The 25,399-nt window shown below is 68.9% G+C and carries 28 protein-coding genes; 9 read left to right on the top strand and 19 right to left on the bottom strand.

Features of this window, described 5'->3' with window-relative positions:
* The first annotated feature begins 3 nt into the window (after positions 1–3).
* A complete protein-coding gene (locus tag TBIF_RS22920; RefSeq protein WP_038169876.1) occupies positions 4–933 on the top strand; it encodes an alpha/beta hydrolase fold domain-containing protein in 930 nt (309 codons plus the stop codon).
* 48 nt (positions 934–981) lie between these two features.
* On the opposite strand, the gene TBIF_RS05355 is transcribed toward TBIF_RS22920, so the two are convergent.
* The 5 genes from TBIF_RS05355 to TBIF_RS05335 all read right to left on the bottom strand — a co-directional run bounded on the left by TBIF_RS05355 (position 982) and on the right by TBIF_RS05335 (position 5,277).
* A complete protein-coding gene (locus tag TBIF_RS05355; protein ID WP_158506317.1) occupies positions 982–1,893 on the bottom strand; it encodes a glycine betaine ABC transporter substrate-binding protein in 912 nt (303 codons plus the stop codon).
* A 47-nt stretch (positions 1,894–1,940) separates the two neighbouring features.
* Positions 1,941–3,185: an NAD(P)-dependent malic enzyme gene (locus TBIF_RS05350; RefSeq protein WP_024793824.1), complete on the bottom strand. Its 1,245-nt coding sequence runs from the start codon at positions 3,183–3,185 to the stop codon at positions 1,941–1,943.
* 138 nt (positions 3,186–3,323) lie between these two features.
* On the bottom strand, positions 3,324–3,740 hold the full coding sequence (locus tag TBIF_RS26155; protein WP_235174512.1) for a hypothetical protein: 417 nt from the start codon (positions 3,738–3,740) through the stop codon (positions 3,324–3,326).
* Complete coding sequence (locus TBIF_RS05340) at positions 3,727–4,626, bottom strand: PHP domain-containing protein (protein WP_024793822.1); 900 nt, start codon at positions 4,624–4,626, stop codon at positions 3,727–3,729. Before TBIF_RS05340 ends, TBIF_RS26155 begins: the two co-directional genes overlap by 14 nt.
* Before the next feature lie 57 nt (positions 4,627–4,683).
* Positions 4,684–5,277 carry a suppressor of fused domain protein gene (locus tag TBIF_RS05335; protein WP_024793821.1) on the bottom strand — a complete coding sequence of 198 codons (594 nt, stop codon included), beginning with the start codon at positions 5,275–5,277 and terminating at the stop codon, positions 4,684–4,686.
* 130 nt (positions 5,278–5,407) lie between these two features.
* Between TBIF_RS05335 and TBIF_RS05330 the strand changes: the two genes are divergently transcribed.
* Positions 5,408–6,769 carry a dipeptidase gene (locus tag TBIF_RS05330; RefSeq protein WP_148302167.1) on the top strand — a complete coding sequence of 454 codons (1,362 nt, stop codon included), beginning with the start codon at positions 5,408–5,410 and terminating at the stop codon, positions 6,767–6,769.
* Positions 6,770–6,780: 11 nt separating this feature from the next.
* On the opposite strand, the gene TBIF_RS05325 is transcribed toward TBIF_RS05330, so the two are convergent.
* Positions 6,781–7,272: a YflT domain-containing protein gene (locus TBIF_RS05325; RefSeq protein ID WP_024793819.1), complete on the bottom strand. Its 492-nt coding sequence runs from the start codon at positions 7,270–7,272 to the stop codon at positions 6,781–6,783.
* Positions 7,272–8,252, bottom strand: a complete 981-nt coding sequence (locus TBIF_RS05320; protein ID WP_024793818.1) for an HpcH/HpaI aldolase/citrate lyase family protein — start codon at positions 8,250–8,252, stop codon at positions 7,272–7,274. The genes TBIF_RS05325 and TBIF_RS05320 overlap by 1 nt, the downstream gene beginning before the upstream one ends.
* A 78-nt stretch (positions 8,253–8,330) precedes the next feature.
* On the opposite strand from TBIF_RS05320, the gene TBIF_RS05315 reads away from it, so the two are divergent.
* From TBIF_RS05315 to TBIF_RS05300, 4 genes are all read left to right on the top strand, one after another.
* Entirely contained in the window at positions 8,331–9,641 is a 1,311-nt protein-coding gene (locus TBIF_RS05315; protein WP_024793817.1) for a magnesium transporter MgtE N-terminal domain-containing protein, read from the top strand.
* Complete coding sequence (locus TBIF_RS05310; protein WP_024793816.1) at positions 9,634–10,161, top strand: DUF1003 domain-containing protein; 528 nt, start codon at positions 9,634–9,636, stop codon at positions 10,159–10,161. The genes TBIF_RS05315 and TBIF_RS05310 overlap by 8 nt, the downstream gene beginning before the upstream one ends.
* 100 nt (positions 10,162–10,261) lie before the next feature.
* Positions 10,262–11,353, top strand: a complete 1,092-nt coding sequence (locus TBIF_RS24355) for a lytic transglycosylase domain-containing protein (protein ID WP_235174510.1) — start codon at positions 10,262–10,264, stop codon at positions 11,351–11,353.
* A 119-nt stretch (positions 11,354–11,472) separates the two neighbouring features.
* The gene (locus tag TBIF_RS05300; RefSeq protein ID WP_024793814.1) at positions 11,473–12,606 is read left to right on the top strand and encodes an Mrp/NBP35 family ATP-binding protein; all 1,134 of its coding nucleotides are present in this window, start codon (positions 11,473–11,475) and stop codon (positions 12,604–12,606) included.
* 67 nt (positions 12,607–12,673) lie between these two features.
* Here TBIF_RS05300 and tatB read toward each other — a convergent pair whose 3' ends face one another.
* From tatB to sigE, 4 genes are all read right to left on the bottom strand, one after another.
* Entirely contained in the window at positions 12,674–13,117 is a 444-nt protein-coding gene (gene tatB, locus TBIF_RS05295; RefSeq protein WP_024793813.1) for a Sec-independent protein translocase protein TatB, read from the bottom strand.
* A gap of 57 nt (positions 13,118–13,174) precedes the next feature.
* On the bottom strand, positions 13,175–14,608 hold the full coding sequence (locus TBIF_RS05290) for a S1C family serine protease (RefSeq protein ID WP_235174508.1): 1,434 nt from the start codon (positions 14,606–14,608) through the stop codon (positions 13,175–13,177).
* 225 nt (positions 14,609–14,833) lie between these two features.
* On the bottom strand, positions 14,834–15,226 hold the full coding sequence (locus TBIF_RS24350) for a zf-HC2 domain-containing protein (RefSeq protein ID WP_024793811.1): 393 nt from the start codon (positions 15,224–15,226) through the stop codon (positions 14,834–14,836).
* Between the two features lie 31 nt (positions 15,227–15,257).
* Positions 15,258–15,872, bottom strand: a complete 615-nt coding sequence (gene sigE / locus TBIF_RS05280; protein ID WP_024793810.1) for an RNA polymerase sigma factor SigE — start codon at positions 15,870–15,872, stop codon at positions 15,258–15,260.
* 332 nt (positions 15,873–16,204) lie between these two features.
* On the opposite strand from sigE, the gene TBIF_RS05275 reads away from it, so the two are divergent.
* A complete protein-coding gene (locus TBIF_RS05275; protein ID WP_051461368.1) occupies positions 16,205–16,810 on the top strand; it encodes an O-methyltransferase in 606 nt (201 codons plus the stop codon).
* On the opposite strand, the gene TBIF_RS05270 is transcribed toward TBIF_RS05275, so the two are convergent.
* The 8 genes from TBIF_RS05270 to dapE all read right to left on the bottom strand — a co-directional run bounded on the left by TBIF_RS05270 (position 16,807) and on the right by dapE (position 22,891).
* A complete protein-coding gene (locus TBIF_RS05270; protein WP_235174506.1) occupies positions 16,807–17,691 on the bottom strand; it encodes a putative RNA methyltransferase in 885 nt (294 codons plus the stop codon). The genes TBIF_RS05275 and TBIF_RS05270 overlap by 4 nt on opposite strands.
* Before the next feature lie 138 nt (positions 17,692–17,829).
* On the bottom strand, positions 17,830–17,997 hold the full coding sequence (locus tag TBIF_RS24820) for a DUF3117 domain-containing protein (protein ID WP_084611546.1): 168 nt from the start codon (positions 17,995–17,997) through the stop codon (positions 17,830–17,832).
* A 164-nt stretch (positions 17,998–18,161) separates the two neighbouring features.
* Positions 18,162–18,464 (bottom strand): DivIVA domain-containing protein, encoded by a 303-nt coding sequence (locus TBIF_RS05265; protein ID WP_024793807.1) that lies wholly within the window; start codon positions 18,462–18,464, stop codon positions 18,162–18,164.
* A 10-nt stretch (positions 18,465–18,474) separates the two neighbouring features.
* On the bottom strand, positions 18,475–19,410 hold the full coding sequence (locus tag TBIF_RS05260) for a glucosyl-3-phosphoglycerate synthase (protein WP_024793806.1): 936 nt from the start codon (positions 19,408–19,410) through the stop codon (positions 18,475–18,477).
* Positions 19,407–20,342 carry a dihydropteroate synthase gene (gene folP, locus TBIF_RS05255; RefSeq protein WP_084611555.1) on the bottom strand — a complete coding sequence of 312 codons (936 nt, stop codon included), beginning with the start codon at positions 20,340–20,342 and terminating at the stop codon, positions 19,407–19,409. Before folP ends, TBIF_RS05260 begins: the two co-directional genes overlap by 4 nt.
* Positions 20,343–20,380: 38 nt before the next feature.
* Positions 20,381–20,977, bottom strand: a complete 597-nt coding sequence (locus TBIF_RS05245; protein WP_024793804.1) for an LOG family protein — start codon at positions 20,975–20,977, stop codon at positions 20,381–20,383.
* A 32-nt stretch (positions 20,978–21,009) separates the two neighbouring features.
* Positions 21,010–21,789 carry an LOG family protein gene (locus tag TBIF_RS05240; RefSeq protein ID WP_038169865.1) on the bottom strand — a complete coding sequence of 260 codons (780 nt, stop codon included), beginning with the start codon at positions 21,787–21,789 and terminating at the stop codon, positions 21,010–21,012.
* A 10-nt stretch (positions 21,790–21,799) separates the two neighbouring features.
* The gene (dapE, locus tag TBIF_RS05235) at positions 21,800–22,891 is read right to left on the bottom strand and encodes a succinyl-diaminopimelate desuccinylase (protein ID WP_038169863.1); all 1,092 of its coding nucleotides are present in this window, start codon (positions 22,889–22,891) and stop codon (positions 21,800–21,802) included.
* Positions 22,892–22,954: 63 nt separating this feature from the next.
* Here dapE and dapD point away from each other — a divergent pair, with 63 nt between their 5' ends.
* Both dapD and TBIF_RS05225 read left to right on the top strand, forming a co-directional pair.
* Positions 22,955–23,914, top strand: a complete 960-nt coding sequence (gene dapD, locus TBIF_RS05230; RefSeq protein ID WP_024793801.1) for a 2,3,4,5-tetrahydropyridine-2,6-dicarboxylate N-succinyltransferase — start codon at positions 22,955–22,957, stop codon at positions 23,912–23,914.
* Between the two features lie 42 nt (positions 23,915–23,956).
* Positions 23,957–25,396: an amino acid permease gene (locus TBIF_RS05225; RefSeq protein ID WP_024793800.1), complete on the top strand. Its 1,440-nt coding sequence runs from the start codon at positions 23,957–23,959 to the stop codon at positions 25,394–25,396.
* Positions 25,397–25,399 lie beyond the last annotated feature (3 nt).

Raw genomic sequence — 25,399 nt, 5'->3', positions numbered from 1 at the left:
GCGATGGCAGACCCTCGCCGGGGTGGCTGGCCCCCGTACCTGCCGCCGCGGTTGGTCGCGACGGCGCTCCGCCCGTTCTATTGGGCGGTCCTCAATCCGCGCCTGCCGTGGCATCTGCAGCGCCGGATCATGGACGCGGCCGCAGTGATCCAGACAGTGCCCAAGGGGGTAGACCGGAAACAGGTGTTGCTCGGCGGCCGCCCCGCCGAGCAGCACACCCCCATAAAGGGCGCGCCCGGCGCTGAGTCACCCCGCGCGATCTTGTACCTGCACGGCGGGGCCTTCACAATGGGTTCGCCGCGCACGCACCGCTCGCTGGCAGCGCACCTGGCATTGGCGGCCGGTGCCAAGGTGTTCACGCTGGACTACCGGCTCGCGCCCGAACATCCCTATCCGGCCGCGGTCGACGACGCGGTGGCGGCGTTCGTGGAGTTGGCGTCGCGACGGGGCTCGTCAGCTGCCCAGGTCGCTGTGGCGGGAGACTCCGCCGGCGGGGGGATCGCCGCGGCGACAGCACGACGGGCCATCGATGAGCACGGCCTCGTCCCGGGGGCGCTCGCGCTGATCGCGCCGTCGGTGGATCCGGCGAACCGCGACACCCGCCAGGCCGCTGACGTGGTGGTGCGCACGGCCTGGGTATACCCCGCGGCCGACGCCTACCGCGGCTCCGCGGCACCGCACGATCCGGGCTTCGCGCCCATGTACGCCCCCACCGAGGGCTTGCCGCCGACCTTCGTCACCGTGGGCACCGCGGAGGTCCTGCATGACCAGGTCTGCGCCTATGTGGAGCGCCTGCGCGACGGCGGCGTCGAGGTGGAGTTCGTGAGGTCGGACGTGCTGTGGCATGTGGCGCAACTGCAGGCCTCCCTGGTCAAGCCCGCCGCGGAGTCCGTGGCCGCCATCGGCGCATTCATCCGGTCCCACCTGGCCTAGGAGAAGGCGGGCGCGGACGGTTGCCCGTCTGCGCCCGCTACTCCTCCCCTAAAAGCTGTGCGCGGCCAGCCAGTCCCCCACGACAGTGCCGATCTGACTGCCGCCCGCGTCAACCTGTCCCACCATGTCCTGCAGGTCCTCGGTGGTCAGCTCGCCGGCAACCTTGTTGAGCGCTCGGATCTCATCATCGGTCAGCTCGCCGTTCCGAAACAGCGGGATCACGTTCTGCGCCGGCAGTTGGCCCACCGGGAAACTCAGCGCGATGACTCCGTCGTCGTCCATTCCGGGCGCACCGACGAAGGTGCCAGCCACCTGAATCTCATTGGCCGCCAACTTCTCTCGCGCTTCTGCCGCCGAGCCCACCTGCACGACGCGCGCGAACTGGCACTGGTCCACCTCCGCCAGCGAACGCAGCGCCATCGCCTGGTCGAGCATGCCGGGCTCCACCCCCAGAGTCATGGTGGCGCACTGGGGCCCCAGCTCCGCGACGGTGGAGATCTGCAGCCGACTCGCATTCTCCGCAGTCATCGCCAGCGCGGACTGGTGCTGTGCCAGCGCGGGGTCGGCCACCCGCAGGTACTCCGGCAGCACACTGCTGAGCTGCCGGTACGTCTCCTCTGTGACCGCGGCGGGGTCCGGCACGGGCGCGTCGGCGGGAGGGCTAAAAGTGAACCGCGCATCCGGCTGAAAGTAGTCGATGAGAGCGCCGGAGTGGTCGGGCACCAGGCTCACCCGGCCGGACCCGAGCGCCCGGAGCGTGTCCGCGCGGTCCCCCACGGCCAGGTCGGTCGTCACCGTCTTCCCCGTACCGCGCAGCGCCGCCGCGTAGATCTCCGCGGTGATCCTGCTCTGCGTCGAGTCGTCGGAGCCAATCACCGCGTTGGTCGCAACGAAGTCACCACCGATCGTGCCGCCACCGCACGCGGCCAGCCCCAGCGTCAGCGCCACGATCGGCGCCACCACCGCCAGCCTGCGCGCGTGTGCGGCCCGCCCAACCCCCGACACGGTCACACTGCCGCGGTGGTTGTCGCCAACGGGGTAGGCCCGGACCCCATCGCCACGCCCTCCGCGATAGCCGCCGCGGCCACTGCAGCGGCCACGGCCGGCGCCACGCGCGCATCCAAGGGAGAGGGCACGATGTGGTCTGCTGCGAGATCGTCGGTGAGCAGGTCCGCAATGGCGTTCGCCGCCGCGAGCTTCATGCCCTCGGTGATCTTGGTGGCGCCCACGTCGAGTGCACCCTTGAACACGCCGGGGAAGGCCAGCACGTTGTTGATCTGGTTCGGGAAGTCGCTGCGCCCCGTGGCCACCACCGCCGCGTACTTGCGCGCGATGTCCGGGTGCACCTCGGGCGTCGGGTTCGATAGCGCGAAGATGATCGGGTCGGCCGCCATCGTCTTGATGACCTCCTCGGGGACGGTGCCGGTGGAAACCCCCACGTAGACATCCGCGCCGTCCATCGCCTCAGCGAGGCCGCCGGAGCGGCCCTTCTGGTTCGTGAGGGCAGCCAGCTCGCGCTTGCTCTCGTTGAGGTTCGCGCGGCCCGATTCAACGATTCCGGCCGAGTCCAACACAGTGAGGTCCTCGATACCCGACGCGAGCATGATCTTCGCGCAGGCGACTCCGGCGGCGCCGGCGCCGGAGATGACCACCCGCAGGGTGGCGAAGTCGCGGCCCAGCACTCGGGCAGCGTTCTTCAGCGCGGCGAGCACGATGATGGCGGTCCCGTGCTGGTCGTCATGCATGACGGGGCAGTCCAGCGCCTCGATGACGCGACGCTCAATCTCGAAGCAGCGCGGGGCGGAGATATCCTCCAGGTTGACCGCGCCGAAGCTCATGCGCATCCGGACGATGGTCTCGACAATCTCGTCGGGGTCCTGGGTGTCCAGGACAATCGGAATCGCGTTCAGCCCGGCGAACGCCTTGAACAGGGCCGCCTTGCCCTCCATGACGGGCAGCGAGGCCCGCGGGCCGATGTCTCCGAGGCCCAGGACCGCGGTGCCGTCGGAGATGACCGCGACGAGGCGGTCGGTCCAGGTATAGAGCTTGGCGAGCTCGGGGTCCTTCTCAATCGCCAGACTCACCTCGGCAACACCAGGCGTGTACGCGATCGACAGGGCGCGCTGGCTGTCCAGCGCCGTCGTCGTCTCCACGGAGAGCTTGCCACCGAGGTGGCCCGTGAAAATCTCGTCCGAGGTCAGCGCGGACAGCTGCGCCTGGTTGCTGTTGCTGGCGGTCGAATCGGCGGTCACGTGTTAACTCCTGCAGTGTCGTTGTCAATCGATCTGGGTCTGGAGATCACCAAAGTTGCGACCTTGCTTGGTGTGGCCGTCGCAACACTGGAGGTGCCCAAGTGTTGTTATACAGCTTAGCGTCGAGCTCTAGACTGCTTAGTTCCACCACTGGGTCCACAGCACCGCGCCCGCGATGGCGAACACCGCGAGCGAGGCGAGGGCCGCAAGAATATCGCGTCGCCGGTCAGCGAACCGCTGGCACAGTACCGCCACGACGGTGCCCGCCACGTGCACGCTGATCGACACGGCGCCAGGACCGGGGAATCCCCGCTGGCCCCCGAGGACCCCCACGACGATCACCACCACTGCGAGCAAGGCCAGCCCAGCCACCACCGAACCGCTCAGGGCGCGCAGCGCGCGGACGAGAATCCCCGCCGACAACGGGCTGCCGGGGTCCTCATCCTGGTAATAGTCCCCTGCGTAGTAGTCATCCGGGTAGTCGTCCCGGTAATAGTCGGCCGACCCAGGTTCACCCGCGGTCCCCTCCGGCACCCAACTCTCACGCCGCGCCATCGCCGTCCCTCCCTCCGAGCACCGAGATCCCGGTGGCCTGTCCGACTAGCGCAGCGTACTGGTCCGGGCACGTCGTGTTCTCACCCAACCTCGTGCTCTTGTTCTCGCCGTGGAAGTCGGACGATCCGGTGGTGATCAGCCCCAGTTCGGAGGCCAGCTCCCGCAGCGCGGAACGGTCCGCGCTGTTGTGGTCGGGATGGTCCACCTCGATGCCCGCCAGCGTGCCGCCGAGCCGCGCAGGAGCCGCCAGCTCGCGTACATGGTCGAGATCGATGAGGCGGCCGCGGGCCCGAGCCAGCGGGTGCGCCAGCACGCTCACCCCGCCCGCCCTGTCGATCAGCGTGATCGCGTCAGCGATGTCGGTGTCCGCCTTGTCCAGGTAGTAGGGGCTGCTCGGCGCGAGGATGCTCTCGAAAGCCTCCCCTATGCTCACGACGACGCCTGCCTCCAGCAGCGCACGCGCCAGATGCGGCCGGCCCGCCGACGGTCCCGCGGCGGCCATGATCTCGTCCGCGTCCACCGGCAGCCCATCCGCCGCCATCCGCTCGGCCATTGTGCGCAGCCGGGTTCCACGCTCGGCGCGCAAACGTCGCCGCTCGGCGGCAAACGCCTCGTGGGCGGGGTCGAAGAGATAGGCCAGGAGGTGAACCGGCACCGGCCGGCCGTCCTCGCCGCGTGCGATGGTCGACATCTCCATGCCGCGCACCAGCCGGACCGCGGGGCCGCCGCTGGACAGGGCCGCCACCGCCTCGTCCCAGCCGGCGGTGGAGTCATGATCGGTCAGCGCCACCACGTCGAGGCCTGCGGCCCCGGCCGCGACGATGATCTCCGCCGGGCTCAGGGTGCCGTCGGAGGCGGTGGAATGCGTGTGAAGGTCGATGCGCACCCGACTATTCTGTCAGCGCGCCGCCCCAGCCCGCCGAAGTGGGGCGCCCACCCCAGCTCAGAGCGTCACGGGCCCTCGAGTGGGGTCGGTGACGTCGATCTTGGCCTCGGCCCAGGCCTCGCGCAGTGCCTCCGCGCCGCGCACCCGCACCCACGCGGCTTCTGTGGCGGTGATGGGCACGGCCTCGAGGAACTGCACTGGGTCGCGCGGCTCGGCATCGGCGGGCGCGGCCAGCGCCAAGTCCGGCACGTCCGACGGGCCGAGCAGCACCGCGGAAAATCGGGAGCCGTCCCAGAGCGGCTCGCCCAAGTCCATCAGCCCGTCGGCCGCCAGGACCACACCCTCGACCGCCGGGGCCGCCGCCAGTACCGCGACGCGCCGGTGCAGACCGTTGGGGTGCACGCCCACGTTGCGGATCGAGATGATGACCTCCGCGCGTGGGCCCAGGTGGGGGTCATTGAGGATCTGCGTCGGGTCGTTCATCGGGGTTCGCGCGCAGCCCACCGACGCGTACCGGACTACCCCGTTGTCCGCGAAGCACAGCACATCCACCGCCTCGAGCCCGAGGAATGTCACCGACGCGCTGGCCGACGGCTCGCCGAATCGCTCAACCAGGTGTGCCTTTACCGTTGCTGCCACGTTCTGCGCCATGGTGCCCATCTAACCCGAGTCGGCCCGGCCGACCGGCGAACGGGCGCAGTGCGGCACCCGGGTGGCAAAGTGGACGGCAAATGCTCATGCCTACTCGGGAAGAGGCCGCGCAATGTCGCCAACGCATCCGATGATCCCAACGCAACAGATTCGAGACCGGGTGCGCGCGCTGATGCCGGCGGCCCGTGCGGACCTCGCTGCGCTGGTCGCGATCCGCTCGATCGCCGACCCGCTGCAGGCACCGCCGGCGGAGTGCGAACGGGCGGCGGTGTGGGTGCGGGACGCGTTCATCGCTGCGGGCATCACGGACACCACGCTGGTGCGCACCTCCGACGGCAGCGACGCGGTGCTGGGCCACCACCCCGCGCCGGCCGGCGCCCCGACGGTATTGCTCTACTGCCACTACGATATTCAGCCGCTGGGCGATCTGGCGCTCTGGGACTCGGAACCGCTGACGCTAACCGATCGGGACGGCCGTTGGTACGGACGCGGCGCCGCCGACTGCAAGGGCAATCTCGTCATGCACTTGACCGCGCTGCGCGCCCTGGCGGCGGATGGCCCGCTCCCCGTGGGTGTCCGCATCGTTGCGGAGGGCTCGGAGGAGACTGGCGGCGGCGGGCTCGAGGACCTGGTGGCGAAGCGCCCAGAGCTGTTCGCTGCCGACCTGATCGTCATCGCGGACTCGGGCAACGTGGCAGTCGGCGAGCCGACTCTGACCACCACGCTGCGCGGAATCGCGAATGTCGATGTGCGCGTTGAGACCCTGCGCGGCGAGGTGCACTCGGGGATGTTCGGCGGCGCCGCGCCCGACGCGTTGGCCGCCCTGATCTCGATGCTCGCCTCGCTGCGGGATGCCAACGGCGACACCACCATCGATGGACTCGAGGCCGCACAGGGTTGGGACGGGGTCACCTATCCCGAGTCCCGCTTCCGCGCCGACGCCGGCGTGCTCGATGGCGTCGCCCTCACCGGATCTGGGGAGGTCGCCGAGATGGTCTGGGCCAGACCGGCGTTGACCGTCCTCGGAATCGACTGCCCATCCGTCCTCGGATCCGCCGCCGCCGTGCAGCCCAACGCCGAGGCCCGGCTGAACCTACGCGTCCCGCCCGGCATGGACCCGGTGGCGGCCCAGGATGCGCTGGCGGCCCATCTGCTTGCGCACACGCCGTGGGGCGCGCGACTGACCATCGAGCGGGAACCCGTCGGCCGGCCGTTCCAGGCCCGCGTCGACGGCCCCGGCTATGCGGTGCTCACGCAGGCGCTGGCCGACGCGTTCGGGCGGCCTGTCGTGACCAGCGGCCAGGGCGGCTCAATCCCACTGTGCACCGCGCTGGCCACTGCGCACCCCGAGGCCGAGATCGCGTTGATCGGCGTGGAGGAGCCGTCCTGCGCCATCCACGCGCCCAACGAGAGCGTGGACCCCGGCGAGATCGAGCGCTGCGCCGTAGCCGAGACCCTGCTGCTGACCCGCTTGGGCCAACAGCCGGGCTGAACGTTAAAACGTCACAGCGCCAATTTCGCGAGCATATCCCGCGCCTGCTCCGCCTGACCGGGCTCGCACAGCACGTCGTAGCGCCCGGCGACCAGCTGCATCGTCGACGAGAAGTCTCGCTGGCCCTTCGTCGCCGCATACGGCACCGAGGTGGAGATAACGCCGAAGATGAGCCCGCCCACCAGGCCCAGTAGCAGCGGCTGCACGAAGCCGCCGGTGACGATGCCGAGCAGCAACCCGAAGAACACGCCGAGCCAGGCGCCGGACACCAGCCCGCCGCCGATCACCTTGCGCCAGGTCAACCGGCCCAAAACGCGCTCAACCTGCATCAGGTCCACGCCCACGATGGTCACGTGCTGGACGGGGAATTGCTCGTCGGACAGAAAGTCCACCGCGCGCTGCGCCTCGGCGTAGGTCTTGTACGAGCCGATCGGCCAGCCGGTCGGCGGCGTCGGCAGTCCCTGCCTGCGCGGCGAACCGACGCCCCCAATGGGATTAGTCATTATGTGCTCTTGGCTCCTGTGCTGTCGGGCGGTGTGAACTCCACGGTACGAGCCATCCCCGCGGCCCGGCCCTTCGCGGCGATCACCCTCGCCATCTTATTGCTCGCCTCATCGATCATTTCATCACCGAGCATGGCCGCGCCACGAGCGCCGCCCGCGGCGGAGGTGTGGTGCTCATATGCGGCGACGATCAGCTCCGCGTGGTCATAGTCTGACAGCCGCGGGCTGAAAACCTCATTGCCGGCGTCAATCTGCGTCGGATGCAGCACCCACTTGCCGTCGAAGCCGAGGCCCGCCGTGCGGGCCGCCGAGCGCCGGAACGCATCCAAGTCTTTGATCTGCAGGTACGGGCCATCGATGGCCTGCAACCCGTGTGCCCGCGCCGCGACGAGGATCGACATCAGCACATGGTGGTAGGCGTCGCCGGTGTCATAGCCGTCCGGCTGCTCTCCGACGACCAGCGTCCGCATGTTCAGGCTCGCCATGAAGTCCGCCGGGCCGAACACGAGCGTCTGCAGTCGCGGGCTGGCGGCGGCAATCGCGTTGATGGCCAGCAGGCCCCGAGCATCCTCGATCTGAGCCTCGATCCCGATGCGCCCACGCTCGAGGCCATGCAACTGCTCCAACTGGGTGAGCAGCAGATCGAGCGCCTGCACCTGCACGGGGTCGGTGACCTTGGGCAGCAGAATAGCGTCCAGTCGCGCCCCTGCGCCGGCGACCACCGCGATGACGTCGGCGTGGGTCCACGGCGTCGTCCAGTCGTTTACCCGCACCGACTTGATCTGCCCGCCCCAGCCGTCGGAGTTGAGGGCCTCCACGATCCGCTGCCTCGACTCCTCCTTGGCCAGCGGCGCGACGGCGTCCTCCAGATCTAGGAAGACCGCGTCGGCCGGCAGCGTCTTGGCCTTGGCGATCATCTTCGCGCTGCTGCCGGGCACGGCGAGCACTGAGCGTCTGGGCCGGTCACGAACGTTGTCCACTGCGAACACCACTCCTCGGGGAAAGTTTTACTGGACCGAACCGCACATCGCCAGCCCACAGCCTCTAGCCTTTCAGCCATGGGACAGGTGAGCAAGGTGTTCGCGGCGCGAATGGTCGGCTTGGCGGTCCTGGGTCCCGACGGCGAGTCGATCGGGCGAGTCCGTGACGTGGTGATCAGCCTCCGCCTGGGGGCCGCTCCCCCACGCGTGCTGGGCCTGGTCGTCGAGATGCTGACGCGGCGGCGCATTTTCGTGCCGATCCTGCGGGTGACCTCGATGGACATCACGTCCGTGACCCTGGCGACCGGCACGGTGTCACTGCGCCAATTCAACCAGCGCCCCTCCGAGACCCTCGTCGTGGCGCAGGTCTTGGACTCGAAGGTCCAGATCCGCGATCCTGGGATACCCGAGCTGGCCGATGTCGACGCCATCGTGGTCGACCTCGGCCTGGAACGCACCCGCAGCCGGGACTGGATGGTCGCCCGGGTGGCCGTCCGCCGGCACCGGCATCGGCTGGCCCGGCGCGGTGCAATCCACGTCACGGAGTGGAAAAACGTCCAGGGGCTGAGCCAGCACTCCCTCACACTGCCCGGCCAGGGCACGACCCAGCTGCTCGCGCAGTTCGAGGGGATGCACCCCGCGGACGTCGCGCGGGCGATGCGGGATCTGCCAGACAAGCGCCGCCACGAGCTCGCGGACGCCTTCGACGACGAGCGGCTGGCCGACGTGGTGCAGGAGCTCCCCGCGGACGACCAGACCGACGTGCTCACCCACCTTGGGGAGAAGCGCGCGGTGGACCTGCTCGAGGCGATGGATCCGGATGACGCCGCCGACCTGCTGGGCGAGTTGGCGGCGCCCGAGGCCGAGGCCCTGTTGCGGTTGATGGACCCTGAGGACTCGGAGCCGGTGCGCCGCCTCCTAGAGCACTCGCCCGACACCGCCGGCGGCATGATGACCCCGAAGCCCGTCGTCCTGACCCCGAACACGACGGTCGCCGAAGCTCTCGCCCGGCTCCGGAACCCGGACCTCACCCCGGCGCTCGCATCCATGGCCTTCGTGGTCCGCCCGCCCACCGCCACACCCACCGGGCGCTACCTCGGTTGTGTGCATCTGCAGGGCTTGCTGCGCGAGCCCCCTGCGGAACTCGTCGCGGGCGTCCTCGACGCGGATCTGCCACGCCTGGACCCGGCCGACACCCTGGCAGCCGTCACCCGGTATTTCGCCACCTACAACCTGGTGTGCGGGCCCGTGCTCGACGACCAGAACCATCTCCTCGGCGCCGTCAGCGTCGACGACGTGCTGGACCACCTGCTCCCCGTGGATTGGCGCGAGCGCCAAGATGACCCGACGGTGCACGAGATCAAGAGCGGAGGCGCAATCAATGGCTGAGAAGAAGGTCAGCACCACCTCCCAGCGCCTGGATACACCGCGCGATCGCCACCGGCTGCAGCTGCACCTGGACCCCGAGGCCGCCGGCCGCACCATCGAGGGGGTGGCCCGCTTCTTCGGGACCGTCCGCTACCTGGCGATCCAGACCGTGATCGTGATCGTGTGGATCCTCTTGAACGTTTTCGCGGTCACCCTCCGCTGGGACCCGTACCCGTTCATCCTCCTCAACCTGGCCTTCTCCACCCAGGCCGCCTACGCCGCCCCGCTCATCCTGCTGGCGCAGAACCGGCAGGAGAACCGGGACAAGGTCTCCCTCAAGGAGGATCGCACCCGCGCGGCCCAAACCAAGGCCGACACCGAGTTCCTGGCCCGCGAGCTCGCGGCGCTGCGGCTGGCGGTGGGCGAGGTCGCCACCCGCGACTATCTGCGCCGGGAGCTCGACGAGATTCGCGAGCTGCTGGTAGCTCAGAACAATCCTGGTCCCCCGCCGGCCTCGGCCCCGCCGAGCGCACACGAATAGCCCCGGCTCCGGGATAGGGCCCCGCGCCGCCGCGCCGGTATGTATCCTCAGTCACAGTTGAGTGACAGTCGCTTCACATCGATGCTTGGGGGTCGTGCCGGTGGCCAAATCCTGGTTGTTCACTTTTGGTCGACGCACGTCCACTCTCGCGCTGATCGCACTGTTGCCCCTGGGCCTGACGGGCCTGGCTGCGGCCGCTCCCGTCGCCTCCGAGGGCGCCCAGCAGCAGCCGGTCAATCTGCTGCAGCTGCTCAGCGCTCCAGCCTCCGGGAGCGCCGGCCCCCTCATCGCCCTGCCCACAGTCACCGAGCCCGCAGTCACCGAGCACGTGGGCATCGTGCCGTCGGCGTTGCGGCCCATCCCGGAATATCGGACTGCCGCTGTGCCAGTTGTCGCCGCCGGCTCGGCGAATCCCGCCGCCCTGCCTGGCCCGCTGGCGCAGCTCGCCCCCGGACCCCTCGGCATCCCGGGCATCATAATGCACGCCTATCAGCACGCCGCCGACCTGATGGCCACGGTCCAGCCCGTCTGCGCGCTGCCGTGGAACCTGCTCGCGGGTATCGGCAAGGTCGAGTCCGGCCATGCCAGCGGCGGCCGGGCGGACATCAACGGCAACACGACCACCCGCATCCTCGGCCCAGTCCTGGACGGACATCTCCCGGGCAACGCGGTCATCACCGACAGCGACGGCGGCGCTCTCGACGGCGACGCCGCCTTTGACCGCGCTGTCGGACCCATGCAGTTCATGCCGGGCACCTGGTCCACCTTCGGCGCCGACGGCAATAACGACGGGATCGTCGACCCCAACAACGTCTACGACGCGGCGTTCGCGGCGGGCCGCCTCCTGTGCTCGGCCGGCATCAACCTGTCCGATATCGGCCAGACCGCGGCCGCGATCCTCCGCTACAACCACTCCGCCGCATACGTCCAGAACGTGCAGTCCTGGGCCATCGGCTATGGTACCGGGGCATACCCGACCGAATCCGACCTTCCGCCGATCGGCGAGGGCGAGAAGTCCATCGACGCGCAGCCCGACCTCACACCGGCCCCGACGCCCGACGTGCTGCCGCCACCGGAGGACACGCCCGCGCCCACGGTCGACGACGTCAAACACATCGACATAGCACCCGGGATCAGCATCCCCATCCCCGAACTGCCGTGCTTTATCGATTGCCCCGCGCCACCCGCCTGAAGGCCACCGCAAGCCAATGACCGGGGCGTGGGGTAGACATAAGCTGTATGTTCATTCCCGTTAAGCGATGCGGCTGCGAGGTTCGCGTGGCAAGATCGCTCAGCCTATGATCGGAAGCGATGTCTGAGCTCACTGATTCCGCAGTCCGAACGGCGTTAGCCCGTGTCGATGATCCTGAGATCCGCAAGCCAATTACGGAACTCGGGATGGTTAAAAGTGTCGATATCCATCCCGATGGAAGCGTCGACATTGGTATCTACCTCACCATTGCCGGGTGCCCGATGCGCTCTGAGATCACCGAGCGGGTCACCAAGGCTGTCGCCGATGTGCCCGGGGTGAGCGCCATCAAGGTGGAGCTCGACGTGATGAGCGACGAGCAGCGCACCGAGTTGCGCCGCAGCCTGCGCGGCAATTCCGAGGAACCGATCATCCCGTTCGCACAGCCAGGGTCCATGACCCGGGTGTACGCGGTGGCCTCCGGCAAGGGCGGCGTGGGCAAGTCCAGCGTGACGGTCAACCTGGCGGCCGCGCTCGCGGCCAAGGGCCTGAACGTCGGCGTCCTCGACGCGGATATCTACGGCCACTCGGTGCCTCGCATGCTCGGCACCGACGCCAAGCCGACTCAGGTCGAGAAGATGATCATGCCGCCCATCTCGCATGAGGTGAAGCTGATCTCGATCGCCCAGTTCACCACCGGCAACGCGCCGGTGGTCTGGCGCGGCCCGATGTTGCACCGCGCGCTGCAACAGTTCCTGGCTGATGTGTTTTGGGGCGATCTTGACGTGTTGCTGCTGGATCTGCCGCCGGGTACCGGCGACATCGCCATCTCCGTCGCACAGCTGATCCCGGGCGCGGAGATCCTCGTGGTCACCACGCCACAGCAGGCGGCCGCCGAGGTCGCCGAGCGGGCCGGGGCGATCGCGCTGCAAACCCGTCAGCGGATCGCTGGCGTCATCGAGAACATGTCCTGGCTGGAGCTGCCCGATGGCACCCGCATGGAGATCTTCGGCGCCGGCGGCGGCGAGGCCGTGGCGGCGAGCCTGACCAGGGCGGTGGGCGCGGACGTGCCCCTGCTCGGCCAGATCCCCCTCGAGACCGCGGTCCGCGAGTCCGGCGATGCCGGTGTTCCGATCGTGCTCAGCGCACCCGAGTCGCCAGCCGGAGCCGCACTGATCGCGGTGGCGGACAAGCTCGCCGTCCGCCGCAAGGGCCTCGTGGGCATGTCACTGAACATCAATCCCGCGGGCGGCTAGCCCACCGACCTGAACAGACCACAACGCCGGGCCGCCCTGAGGGGAGGCCCGGCGTTGTGGTCTGTGGTCAGGTCGCCTCGGAGTCGTACCGCGTGGGCGCGCCCGGGGCAGGATCGGGTCCAGCCGAAGGGATCTGGGCCGGCGGGTTCTGGGCTGAGGGGCTCTGGGCTGAGGGGCTCTGGGCGGGGGGCAGCGGTGCTGGAGGGTTGGGCTTCGAGTCGAAGTTGCCGGTGAAGATGGAGTCGTCGCCGTCGAACAGATGCTTGGTGATGACACCCTTCGGCGTCATCCCCCGCATCCCGCGTAACTCCTCGAACGGCTTCTTGAATTCCTCAAACTCCGGACCCAGCTCGTCCTTGAGCTGAGTCTGGGCGCCGGTCGCGTACTCGCGGGCCTGCTTCAACGCCTTGGCCACCCAAGACATCGCGCTCGGTAGCCGCTCGGGTCCCAAAATGATGAGGGCCGCGATCACCAGGATCGCCATCTCGCCCCATCCAATGTTGCTGAACACAGTGACAGAGTACGTGCCTGCCCGGCCACGCGGGAATTCCCCCGCACGGAAGGGCCGTTAGTCGGTCTGCGGGGTCACATTCACACCGATAGTTTGGCCCGCGCGGACGATCTCGACCGGGGCCTCCTGGCCGATATCGAGGGCGTGCACGGCGACCACGAGCTCGTCCGCACTGGTGACCGCCCTGTCGCCGACCCGCACCACCACGTCGCCCTCGATGATGCCAGCCTTCTGCGCGGGTCCGTCAGCGATGACGTTCGCGATCTCGGCGCCGGTGACCTGGTCGTTGCTGACCGTCCGCGCGTTGACGCCGATCTCCGGGTGGTGCATCTCGCCGCTCTCGATGAGTCGGCCTGCGACCTCGGCGACGGTGTTGACCGGGATGGCGAAGCCCAACCCCACCGACCCGCCGCTCTCGGAGCGGATCGCGGAGTTGATACCGATCACCTCACCGCGGGCATTGATCAACGGCCCGCCCGAATTGCCGGGGTTGATGGCCGCGTCCGTCTGCACCGCATCGATAACGGCGTTGGTGTCGGAGTCCTCCCCAGCGAGCCGCACCGGGCGATTCAGAGCGCTCACGATGCCCTTGGTGACCGTCCGGTTCAATCCCAGCGGGGAGCCGAACGCCACCACGTCCTCGCCCACCTGGATGGAGTCGGAATTGCCGAGGTTCGCGACCTTCATGTTGTCGACCCCCTCAACCTTGAGGACGGCGAGGTCGGTCTTGATATCCCGGCCCACGATCTGTGCCGGGACCGTCTGGCCATCGGAGAACGTGACGCGGAGTTGGGTGTCGGGGTTGTTGGCCGCCGAAGAGACCACGTGGTTGTTGGTGACGATGTAGCCCCGGCCGTCGATGACCACGCCGGAGCCCGACCCCATCTGGTCCTTCGACTGCACCTCGATGGAGACCACTGCCGGCAGCACCGCCGAAGCGACCTCTACGGACTCGTTGGTGGGCTGGTCTGGCGTTTCATCCGGCTGCACCAGGCGCACCTTGGAACTGGTCAGGGATTGGCTCACCTCGGCGGTGACCCGCCCGATAACGCCGCCGGAGACGCCCACCAGCAGGGCCAGGACGCCCAGCACAGCGAGGGCCCGCGGCGCGACCTTGCGGCCGAAGAGCACGTCGCGCACGCCCAGAGGAGTCGCGGCCGGGCGATCGCGTGCAGTCGGCTGGGGCTCCGCAGGGGTCAGGCTCGCCTGCGAGCCCGGATCCCGCCACGGGTCGACCGGCACGCCACCCGGGGGCACTGTGCCAGTGGACCCGGTAGTCGCCGGATCTCGGCGAGTGTCGTCTGGGCCGCGCTGCAGATCTCCCTCTGCCCCAAGCGGACGGCCGAAGGCCTGCTCGAAAACCGGGTTGGGCGGGGCCGCAACAGGATTGAACTCCGATTCGATTCCGGTGCCCTTAGTGAAGGAGCCCTCCACACCGGTGGGCCGCCCGAACACCTGCGTTGCGGCGGGATCCACAGTTGGTCGTCGCACGGGGCGTGGTGCCATCCGCGGCTGGCCCTCCCCCGGGCCGGGCGTCTCCGGATTCACTTAGTTCCCCTCACTGGCGACTGGATTGGCACCCCTCAGTATTCACACCGCACGGTATTCACACCCCGCAGTATTCACCCCACAGTAGAGACCGTCGCAATGAACGCCGTGCAGGAGCCTACCGCGCGTCGGCGGGTAGGGCGGGCCAGCGCGAGTTGCGGGGTGGCGTTAGAACGGCCACCGCCAGCGCAGCTTGCCCCGCCCCTCGAGTCCCCCATGCCCGCCTGCCTGCTCGGCCGGGCGATCGGTGGTGTCTGACGCCCCCGACGGAGACAGCGGGATGGAGCGGAGGGTGCTCAGGAGGGAGTCCGACATCGCGGGCTTTGCGCAGCCCTGCAGGTCTGCGCGGATCCGGCGTTGTGCCTCGACCTCCGCGGCACACTGCGGGCAGCTGCCGAGATGCGCGGACGCGCGCAGATGCGGGCCCATCCGCAACTCGCCGTCCGCATACGCGGCCACAGCCTCCGTGGTGAGGTGGCCGACGCTGGTCATGCGTGCGCTGCCCAGCGAGAAGGAGGAATCGGTGCCGCGCCCGCGAAATGGCCCGATCTGTTCGGTCATGACTCGTCCCCGTTCACCACGTGCCGCTCCCTCAGTTCCGTCCCAGTTCATGATCCGGTGCTGCCGCTAAATACTCGCGGATCGCATGCCTGCCACGATGGATCCTGCTTCGAACGGTACCCAATTTCACGCCGAGGGTGGTGCCGATCTCCTCATAGGAAAGGCCCTCGATATCGCACAGGACCACCGCGGCCCGGAAATCCGGGGCCAGCGAGTCCAGCGCCAGCTGCAGCGTGGGATCAAGGCGCGCGTCGTGATAGATCTGCTCCGGGTCGGGCGTGTTGGATGGCACCCGGTCGTAGTCCTCCGGCAGCGCCTCCATCCGGATTCGATTCCGGCGGCGCACCATGTCCAGGAACAGGTTCGTGGTGATGCGGTGCAGCCAGCCCTCGAACGTCCCCGCCTGGTAGTTCGACAGCGACCGGAAGACCCTGATGAAGGTGTCCTGGGTCAGGTCCTCGGCGTCCTGTGCGTTGCCGGAAAGTCGGTAGGCCAGTCGGTAGACGCGGTCGGCATGCTCACGGACCAAGTTGTCCCAGCTGGGCATGGCCGAGCGGTCGCCCGTCTCGTCGAACGCCGCCGTGCCCTGGGGTTCGCCGACAGGGGCGCCGTCAGTTGATCCTGCGCGAGTCCGCACATTGTTCATTCTCGAGCCTCCTGATCCTGCATCGCCACCATTGCGTGCCGTCGGGCTCGTCAGGCCTGCTGTCCTTACAACACAGCCCTGATAACACCCGTGCACCATTTTATGTTCCCGACCCCCGAAGCGCGACTTCCCGAGATTCAGTGCCCTTACTCTTTCGCAGTCGAATGTGCCGACTGTATGAGATACCTGAGCGGCACCTGAGAATGTCGATCCGGTGCGCCTAGCCGCCGTAGGCAGGCACCAGCGATAGTCTTCACAGCGTGACTCCTGATGCCCGCAACTCTGAATCCACGGCCGAGGCCTTTGCCACCGACTGGATCACCAACCTCGCGATGGACTCCGCAGCCGCGGTTGGCGGCGACTCTGGCCTGGCCGCCGCCCGGGAGCGGGCTGGCGACCTAGGCGTCGACGCCGTGGCGCCGTCCGTGGGCACGGCCCTGAGCATGTTCGCCCGAATGCTCGACGCGCGGACGATCGTGGAGATCGGCACGGGAGCCGGCGTCAGCGGACTGTGGCTGCTTCGCGGCATGCGCTCCGATGGCGTGCTCACCACTATCGACACCGAGCCCGAATACCAGCGGGCCGCCAAGCAGGCGTTCGTTGCCGCGGGCATCGCGCCCTCCCGCACTCGGCTGATCAACGGCCGCGCGCTCGAGGTGCTCCCCCGGCTGGCCGACGCCTCCTATGACCTCGTCTTCATCGACACCGCTGGCGTAGACCACCTGAGCTTCCTCACCGAGGGAGTTCGGCTGCTGCGCCCGGGCGGCGTGATCGTCCTCAACGGCGTCCTGGCCAACGGCGCGCCCCCGGAGGCCGGCCGCCGGGACCTGGCCGCGGTCTCGGCTCGCGACGCCCTGCGCGCGATCGCCGAGGATCCGACTCTCATCCCCGTGTTGCTGCCGCTCGGCGGCGGCTTGGTCTGCGCGGCGAAGGCCTAGACGCTTCTGAACACAGTCACGATCGCCGCCGCGGTGACCGTGACGCGCTCTGGCAGCGCCGCGATCGCCGCGGCGCGCTGTGCGGGGTCGCCATGCCGGGCAGATGGACCCATTCCGATCACGTTCTCGATGTCCTTGTGGGACAGGTTCATCCGGCTCTCGATGTGCACCATCTCGGCGGCCTCGAAGTGTCCGGCCATGGTGGCCTCAAGTCGCTCTGCCTTCCGCTCGTCCACGTTGACCAGGCCCAGTGGCCCCACCAACTCGCCCAGGTGGCCCGGCCCCGGGGTGAGGACCAGCACCGTGCCACCGGGTCGGAGCATCCGGGCGGACTCCTCCGCGTTGCGGGGCGCGAACACCGACATGACCAAGTCGGCAGCGCCATCGGCCACGGGCAGCCGCGCCCACGCGTCGGTCAACACGGACGCAGCCCGCGGGTGTGCCCGCGCGGCGCGTCGGGCCGCAGGCTTTGAGGCGTCGACTGCCACGCCGCGGGCCGACGGCGCGCCATCTAGGACCCGCGCGAGATAGTGGCCGGTGCCCGCCCCAAGCTCGACGACGACCGGGCCCGGCACGCCCTCCGCGCCCCAGTGGGGCAGCACTCGCGCCGAGGTCTCAGCGACCGCTGCCAGCAGCGCCTCGAAGTGGCCGGCGCCAAGGAAGCGCTCCCGCGCGGCGACCATGTCCGGGGAGTCCCCCGTGAACTTGAGCGCCCCGCCCGTCAATCCAACGTAGCCTTGCCGCGCGATGTCGAAGCTGTGCCCCGCTGCGCAGCGCACGGCCCGCCCCTCGACGGACACCTGGCCCTCGCAGACCGGGCAGCGCAGTGCGTCCGCGACCTCGATGAGCGCCGTCATCCCCGCAGCGGTGTGATCCGCCATCTCGCACCTCTCTCGCCCATACCCGCGCACAAAACAGAACCCCGCCGTGTCAGGTCGACAGGCGGGGTTCTCGATCTTCCAGCTGTACGGGGCATACTGCCAGCGAACTACTCGCCGCAGAATCCCCTCCTCAGAGAGCTAAGCGGTGACTCCACGCAGCTCTTCGCCGAGTGCAGCCGCCTCATCTGGCGTCAGCTCTACGACCAAACGCCCGCCACCCTCAAGCGGAACCCGCATTACAATTCCGCGTCCCTCTTTGGTTGCTTCGAGGGGACCGTCCCCGGTCCGGGGCTTCATGGCCGCCATCGTGTGCTCCCTCCAGATCTTCTCGGACCGGGCATCTGCCGGTCCGCGTCCGAATCAGTGTTGCGCGGCAAAACTAGTGCCGACCATCACCATTCTTCCCTATCGGAGGGGGAAACCGTTATTCGACCCACTCCCAACAGGACGGGTGTCTGTGGCGGGGAGGGCTATTCTGGCTGGCCACTGCCCCCTTCGCCCTGCCCGGCGAGGTCACGCAGACGGTCGATCTCCGCGGCAAGCCGGGCCAGAGCCCAATCGACCTCACTCGTCTTATATCCCCGCACCACCTGCTGAAACCGAAGCGCCCGCACATCCTCACCCGCGAGGTCCGCGGCCGGCAGGGTCGCCAGGGTTAGCCCCCTGGGCAGAGGGTCCAGTTCCTCGCCGCGGCCGAAGATCGCAGAGGCGAGGAAGAACAGCGCCCCCGCGACCACGGCCAGCACAACGATGTAGAGCAGCGCGGTGATCATGCCCCAATCCTCACATGGGCGCGTGCGTGCGCGTCAGGCTGTCGATCGGCGGGCGGTCGACCAGGTCCACGTCGCTGGTGCGCGGCGCGAAGGAGCCCTCCTTGGCGTAGTACTGGGTCAGACCCTCGCCCTGATCGTCAATCCCGCAGCGGCGCAGCATGGTTCCGATGATCTGGCGGCTCATCACGCCCAGCTCCATCAGGTCGCGATTGCGGTGCTTGCGCACGGACAGGTTCACCTGCCCCAACCCCGCCGCGCCGTAGCGGGCGTAGGTGTCGAGCAGCAGCCCGATCTCGACGCCGTAGCCAGGGGCGAAGGGCACGCTGGCCAGGAGCTCCCGAGTTCCCGAGTACTCCCCGCCGAGCGGTTGCACGATGCCCCGGAGCTCGGGCCGCAGCGCCGCGAGCATGGGCCGCGCCACGAGCTCCGTGACCCTGCCGCCGCCGCGGGGGTCCTCGGTCTCGTTGATCCGCAGCGGCCGGCGGTAGAAGCCCTTGACGTGGTGGATCCCGTCCTCGGTGAGCAGCGGGCCCAGGAGGTTGGGGACGTAGTTGGGGTCCGGGTCGATCAGGTCGGAGTCGATGAACACAATGAAGTCCCCGGTGGTGGCCGCGATTGAGCGCCACAGCGCCTCGCCCTTGCCCGGCACCGGCTCGAGCCCGGGCACGGCCTCCTCGCGGCTGATCACCCGGGCGCCGGCCATCCGCGCGCATTCCGCGGTGCGGTCGGTGGAGCCCGAGTCCAGGACCACCAGCTCATCCACCAGACCCTCGCCCGCCGAGCCGCCGAGCAGCGGGCGGATGGTGTCCAGGACCCCGGCGACGGTGGCCTCCTCGTTCAACGCGGGGAGCACAACCGATACGGTGCGACCACGTTTGGCGGAAATTAATTGTGGCACAGTCCAATTCGGATCATGCCAGGTGCGGATAACGCCGCCGTCGCTCATGCCAAGCCTCTCACTGTTCGGGCCGGCGACGCCGTGCCCACTATTGCGCCGACCATCTCCAGCACGCGGCGCGTCTGCGCCACCTCGTGCACCCGGAAGACCCGGGCGCCGGCCGCGGCCGCCAGCGCGGTGGCCGCCAGCGTCCCTTCTAGGCGCTCCTGCAATCCCACACCCAGTGTCTCCCCGATAAAGTCCTTGTTGCTCAGCGCCATCAGCACCGGCCAACCGGTGTCCACCAGCACATCGACATGGCGCAGCAGCGCCAACCCGTGGAAGGTGTTCTTGCCGAAGTCGTGGGTGGGATCGATCAAGATCGAGTCCCGCGCGACGCCCGCCGCGACAGCGCGCTCCGCGTCGCCGACGACCTTCTCCACGACGTCCTGCACCACATCGGCGTAGCGGACCCGGTGCGGGCGGGTACGCGGCACCGCGCCGCCGGTGTGCGAGCACACCAGGCCCGCGCCGATCTCCGCGACGACCTCCAACAGCTCGGGGTTGGACCCACCCCAGGTGTCGTTGATCAGGTCCACGCCCGCCGCGCGGGCGCGCCGCGCAACGCCGGGACGATAGGTGTCGACGCTGATCAGCAAGCCCGGGAACGCTTCTCGCGCCCACGCGATAAACGGAATAACGCGCTCGATCTCCTGCGCCTCGTCCACCTCGTCGCCGGGCCCAGCTTTGACGCCGCCGATATCGACCACGTCCGCGCCATCGTCGACGGCCTTGCGGACCGCATCCATCGCGGCCCCGTCGGTGAAGGTCGCGCCTTGGTCGTAGAACGAGTCCGGGGTGCGGTTGATGATCGCCATGACCAGGGCCCGCGCGGTCGTCACTGGCCGCCCGCACAGAGTGGCCGCAGCTGGTGATCCCGCCGCAGGCGCTGGTCCTGCCGCAGGCGCTGGGGGGCGATGAGGCTCACACGGCGGGTGCATGGTCTCCATCGTGGCACGGGCGCCCGCCCGCACCGGCCTCAGGTGCGGGGTTCCCCCGTGTCCACGCCGGGGAACCGCGTCCCATCGGCGCACAGGTTCAGCGCATCCTCCACAGTGGTGGCCACCGGCAGGACGTCGAGCATCGACTGGCTGACGAATCCCGTTGCCACCATCCCGGACAGCCAGTCGAGCAAGCCGGTGTAGTGCCCCGCTGGGTCCAGCAGCACGACGGGCTTGTTGTGCATGCCCAGGCCCAGCGAAGTCCACACCTCGGTGAGCTCCTCGAGGGTGCCGAGGCCGCCGGGCAGCGCCAGGAACGCGTCCGCGTGCGCGTCCATGAGCCCCTTGCGGTCCCGCATGTTATCGGTGATCAGCAGGTCGTCCGCCTCGATATCCGCGACCTCGAGGTCCATCAGGGCCTTCGGGATCACTCCGATGGAGCGCGCGCCCGTCTCGCGTGCCGCCCGCGCGACGGCGCCCATCATCGAGACGCGGCCGCCGCCGGAGACCAACGTCCAACCGCGACGGCCGATCTCGGCCCCCACCTCCGCGGCCAGCGCCTCGAACTCCGGCGCCACCGGGCCGGACGCGCAGTAGACGCACACGGCGAACTTATTCCAGCGTCCCTCGAGCATGTCGTGTCCGTTGCCGGCGACCTCGCGCCTGCTCATGGCTTCCCGGGCCTGTCTGCGATGGCCGCTGCGGATTCGGCCTCGGCGATGATCCGGACGACCTCCGCCGGTGAGTCCGTCACGTGGAACAGGTCCATGTCCTCCGGCGAGATCGTGCCCTGTTCCACCAGCGTGTCGCGGAACCAGTCCACGAGGCCGCCCCAGAACTTCGATCCGAACAAGATGATCGGGAAGCGGGTGATCTTGCCAGTCTGCACCAGGGTCAGCGCCTCGGACAGCTCATCGAGGGTGCCGAAGCCGCCCTCCATGCACACGAACGCCTGCGAGTACTTGATGAACATCACCTTGCGGGTGAAGAAGTACCGGAAATTGATGCCCAGGTCGGCGTAGCTGTTCAGGCCCTGCTCGTGGGGCAGCTCGATGCCTAGGCCCACGGAATAGCCGTCCTGTTCGAACGCGCCACGGTTCCCGGCCTCCATCACGCCGGGACCGCCGCCGGTGACGATCACGTAGCCGGCGTCTGCCAGGAGCTTCGCGATCTCCACGGTCTTCTGATAGACCTCCGTCTCGGGGCCGGTGCGCGCCGAGCCGAAAATCGACACCGCCTTCGGCAGCTCCGCGAGCGCGCCGAAGCCCTCGATGAACTCGCTGTGGATTCGCAGCACCCGCCACGGGTCGGTGTGCACCCAGTCGCCCGCGCCGCGACGGTCCAGCAGCCGCTGATCGGTGGTCTGCTGGTCGCCCTGCCACTCGCCACGGACGGTCACTGGGCCCATGAGGCGCTCGCGACGCGCCGATGCTCTCTTACTGATCATGGCGCCAAGGTTAGCTGCTCAGATATCCGCGCAGCACCCGCTCCACGAGATGGATCTGGCAGACCGGCACCCGCTCGTCGCGCTTGTGCGCCAGGTTGGGATCGCCGGGGCCGTAGTTCACGGCGGGAATCCCCAGCGCGGCGAACCGAGACACGTCCGTCCACCCGTATTTCGCCCGGAACTGCCCGCCCGCCGCCGCGACCAGCTCTGCTGCGGCCGGCGCCGACAGGCCAGGCAACGCGCCCGCCGACGAGTCCGTCACCTCGCACTCCACGGCGAGGCCCGCGAACACCTCCCGCACGTGTTCCTCCGCCTGGGCGATGGTGCGGTCGGGCGCGAACCTGAAGTTCACCTCCAGCTCCGCGGCGTCGGGCACGACGTTGCCCGCCACCCCGCCCTCGATGCGCACCGCCTGCAGGCCCTCCCGGTAGCGGCAGCCGTCGATATCCACGGCCCGGGCGTCGTATGCGGCCAGCCGGTCCAGCACGGCGCCCAGCCGATGGATCGCGTTGTCCCCCAGCCACGACCGGGCCGAGTGCGCCCGCACTCCGGTGGCGCTGATCCGCATCCGCAGCGTGCCCTGGCAGCCGGCCTCAATGAGTCCGCCGGTCGGCTCCCCGAGGATGGCCACATCGGCCTCGAGCCACTCCGGCAGCTCCCGCTCGATGCGGCCCAGTCCGTTGTACCGGGCGGCGATCTCCTCGCAGTCGTAAAAAATCAATGTCAGGTCGTGGACGGGCTCGGCGATGGTCGCGGCCAGGTGCAGGAACACCGCGTCGCCGGACTTCATGTCGACGGTCCCGCAACCGTGCAGGATCGGGCCTTCCCCGTCTTCGCTGTCGTGTAGGCGGCTCGGCACGTTGTCCGCGATCGGCACCGTGTCGAGATGCCCGGCCAGCAGCACGCGCCGGCCCCGCCCCAGCCTCGTGCGCGCCAGCACAGCGTCGCCGTGGCGAAGCACCTCCAGGTGCGGGGCCTGCCGGCGCAGCGCGGACTCGACCGCGTCGGCCAGGCGGCGCTCGTCCCGCGAGACGCTGGGGATGTCCACCAGCGCCGCGGCCAGAGTCACCACGTCTGCGAAAAGGTCCAGTTGATCACTCACCCACCCAGGCTAGGGGCCAGGTAGTCCAACGGCCAGCGCAGGCCCTCGGTAGCCTGGACAATCGTGACGTATCTCAACGCAGGCGCCCAGGCATACGGCCTCGCCACCATCTACTCCGCCAACGTCGTCCTGGACACGTGGTTTCCTAATCCTGCGCTGGGCGAGTTCGACGACCCGGGCACCGTGGCGCTGTCCACAGACGACGCGCCCGCCGGGCTCGCCGCGCTGACCGGACCCGACGCACGCCGGCAGGTGCACACGGTGGCCGTGCGCACCACCATCGCGTCCCTCGCTGCCCCGCCCGCCGACACCCACGACGCGTACCTGCGGCTGCACCTGCTCTCCCACCGCCTTATCCAGCCCCACCAGGCCAACCTCGACGGCCTCTTCGGCCTGCTCGCCAACGTGGCCTGGACCAATTTCGGCCCCTGCGCCGTCGAGGGCTTCGAGCTGGTCCGGGCCGCCCTCCGCCAGCACGGCCCGGTCACCGTCTACGGCGTCGACAAGTTCCCACGCATGCTCGACTACGTGGTCCCGTCCGGCGTCCGGGTGGCCGACGGCGGCCGTGTGCGCCTCGGCGCGCACCTGGCCAGCGGCACCACGGTCATGCACGAGGGCTTCGTGAACTTCAACGCCGGCACCCTCGGCGACTCGATGGTGGAGGGGCGGATCTCTGCGGGCGTCGTTGTCGGCGACGGCACGGACGTCGGCGGCGGCGCGTCGATCATGGGCACGCTCTCCGGTGGCGGCACACAGGTGATCTCGCTGGGCGAGCGCTGCCTGCTGGGCGCGAACTCCGGCGCGGGCATCTCCCTAGGGGACGACTGCGTGATCGAGGCCGGGCTGTATGTCACCGCCGGGACCAAGGTGACGCGGCTGCCCGGCGGCGAGGTCGTCAAGGCCGCGGAGCTGTCCGGGGTCGACGGGCTGCTGTTCCGCCGCAACTCCACCAGCGGAGCAGTCGAGGTGGTCCCACGCAGCGGGGCGGGCGTCGCCTTGAACGCCCAGTTGCATGCGAATTAACACGTGACCACATCCAGCGGCGGGACAGAGGCGGGACCAGCAATGGCGAGCGAGCCAGTAGATCAGGGCGAGAAGGCCGACTCGCCTGGGAGTGTCCTCGGCAATGGGCTGAAGGTTCGCCACATCACCATGATGGGACTCGGCAGCGCCATCGGCGCCGGCCTGTTCCTCGGCAGCGGCCAGGGCATCAAGGAGGCCGGGCCCGCAGTCCTGCTGTCCTATGTGATCGCCGGGATCATCGTCATCTTCGTGATGCGGATGCTCGGCGAGATGGGCTCCGCCATCCCGTCCAGCGGCTCGTTCGCCGAGTACGCGCGGATGGGCATCGGCAACTGGGCCGGCTTCACCATGGGCTGGATCTATTGGGCGATGCTGATCATGGTGCTGGGCGCGGAGATCACCGGGGCCTCGCAGATCGTGCAGGGCTGGCTGCCCGGGGTGCCGCAGTGGGTGATAGCGCTCGTCTTCGTGACTTTCTTCGCCGTGGTCAACCTGTCCAAGGTGGCAAATTTCGGCGAGTTCGAGTTCTGGTTCGCCGCCATCAAGGTGACGGTCATCGTCGCGTTCATCATCCTCGGCGTCCTGCTGGTCTTCGGCCTGCTCCCCGGCACGGACCCCGTCGGGCTCGTCCATCTCAGGGGGGACGGGGACGGGTTCATGCCCAACGGCATCGGCGGCGTCGCGGCCGGCCTGCTGGTGGTGGCGTTCGCCTTCGGCGGCATCGAGATCGTCACCATCGCGGCCGCGGAGTCCGCCGAGCCGGAGCGCGGGATCGTCATAGCGGTGCGCAACGTCATCTGGCGGATCGGGATCTTCTACGTCGGCTCGGTCGCCATCATGGTTTTGGCACTGCCCTGGACGTCGTCGGTGCTGCACGAGAGCCCGTTCGTGGCGGTGCTGGACGAGGCCGCGATCCCGTTGGCGTCGGGCTTCATGGAGCTGGTCGTCGTGATCGCCCTGCTCTCGGCGTTCAACGCGAACATCTATGGCTCCACCCGGATGGCGTTCGCGCTCGCCAAGCGCGGCGACGGGCCGCGGGCCTTGACCCAAGTGGCCCCCAACGGCACCCCGCGCACCGCAGTGCTCGTGTCGGTCTTCTTCGCCTTCGTCGCGGTGCTGCTGAACTGGCTGCTACCAGACGAGCTGCTCTCGCTCCTGCTCAACGCCGTCGGCTCTGTGCTGCTGGTCGTGTGGATCTTCGTGTGCGTCTCGCAACTGCGGCTGCGCCCCATCCTCGTCGCGGAGAACAAGCTCAAGCTCAAGATGTGGCTGTTCCCGTACCTGACGTGGGCGACGCTCGCCGGACTCGGTGGCCTGATCGCGCTGATGCTCACCAATGAGACGGCACGCAACCAGCTCATCTCCACATTCGTGCTGTTCCTGATCATCATCGCGCTCTCGCAAGTCAACGCGAGATGGCGACGCAACCACCACCACCCCGATTCGGCCTACGCTGATAACGGCAAATCTTCCAGACCGTGATGC

Source organism: Tomitella biformata AHU 1821 (genome assembly GCF_000524475.1).
Taxonomy (GTDB): Bacteria; Actinomycetota; Actinomycetes; order Mycobacteriales; family Mycobacteriaceae; genus Tomitella; species Tomitella biformata.
This window is presented reverse-complemented; position numbering and strand designations above follow the sequence as displayed.

Coding starts and splice junctions, on each gene's coding strand:
- TBIF_RS24350 (WP_024793811.1), bottom strand. CDS start 15,226: ATGACCGAACAGATCGGGCCATTTCGCGGGCGCGGCACCGATTCCTCC.
- TBIF_RS05270 (WP_235174506.1), bottom strand. CDS start 17,691: ATGGCGGATCACACCGCTGCGGGGATGACGGCGCTCATCGAGGTCGCG.
- TBIF_RS05330 (WP_148302167.1), top strand. CDS start 5,408: ATGATCCCAACGCAACAGATTCGAGACCGGGTGCGCGCGCTGATGCCG.
- TBIF_RS05335 (WP_024793821.1), bottom strand. CDS start 5,277: ATGGCGCAGAACGTGGCAGCAACGGTAAAGGCACACCTGGTTGAGCGA.
- folP (WP_084611555.1), bottom strand. CDS start 20,342: ATGCACCCGCCGTGTGAGCCTCATCGCCCCCCAGCGCCTGCGGCAGGA.
- TBIF_RS05300 (WP_024793814.1), top strand. CDS start 11,473: ATGTCTGAGCTCACTGATTCCGCAGTCCGAACGGCGTTAGCCCGTGTC.
- TBIF_RS05275 (WP_051461368.1), top strand. CDS start 16,205: ATGGACTCCGCAGCCGCGGTTGGCGGCGACTCTGGCCTGGCCGCCGCC.
- TBIF_RS26155 (WP_235174512.1), bottom strand. CDS start 3,740: ATGGCGCGGCGTGAGAGTTGGGTGCCGGAGGGGACCGCGGGTGAACCT.
- TBIF_RS22920 (WP_038169876.1), top strand. CDS start 4: ATGGCAGACCCTCGCCGGGGTGGCTGGCCCCCGTACCTGCCGCCGCGG.
- TBIF_RS24820 (WP_084611546.1), bottom strand. CDS start 17,997: ATGGCGGCCATGAAGCCCCGGACCGGGGACGGTCCCCTCGAAGCAACC.
- TBIF_RS05315 (WP_024793817.1), top strand. CDS start 8,331: ATGGGACAGGTGAGCAAGGTGTTCGCGGCGCGAATGGTCGGCTTGGCG.
- TBIF_RS05310 (WP_024793816.1), top strand. CDS start 9,634: ATGGCTGAGAAGAAGGTCAGCACCACCTCCCAGCGCCTGGATACACCG.
- sigE (WP_024793810.1), bottom strand. CDS start 15,872: ATGAACAATGTGCGGACTCGCGCAGGATCAACTGACGGCGCCCCTGTC.
- TBIF_RS05260 (WP_024793806.1), bottom strand. CDS start 19,410: ATGAGCGACGGCGGCGTTATCCGCACCTGGCATGATCCGAATTGGACT.
- TBIF_RS05240 (WP_038169865.1), bottom strand. CDS start 21,789: ATGATCAGTAAGAGAGCATCGGCGCGTCGCGAGCGCCTCATGGGCCCA.
- TBIF_RS05325 (WP_024793819.1), bottom strand. CDS start 7,272: ATGACTAATCCCATTGGGGGCGTCGGTTCGCCGCGCAGGCAGGGACTG.
- TBIF_RS05225 (WP_024793800.1), top strand. CDS start 23,957: ATGGCGAGCGAGCCAGTAGATCAGGGCGAGAAGGCCGACTCGCCTGGG.
- TBIF_RS05245 (WP_024793804.1), bottom strand. CDS start 20,977: ATGCTCGAGGGACGCTGGAATAAGTTCGCCGTGTGCGTCTACTGCGCG.
- TBIF_RS05265 (WP_024793807.1), bottom strand. CDS start 18,464: ATGATCACCGCGCTGCTCTACATCGTTGTGCTGGCCGTGGTCGCGGGG.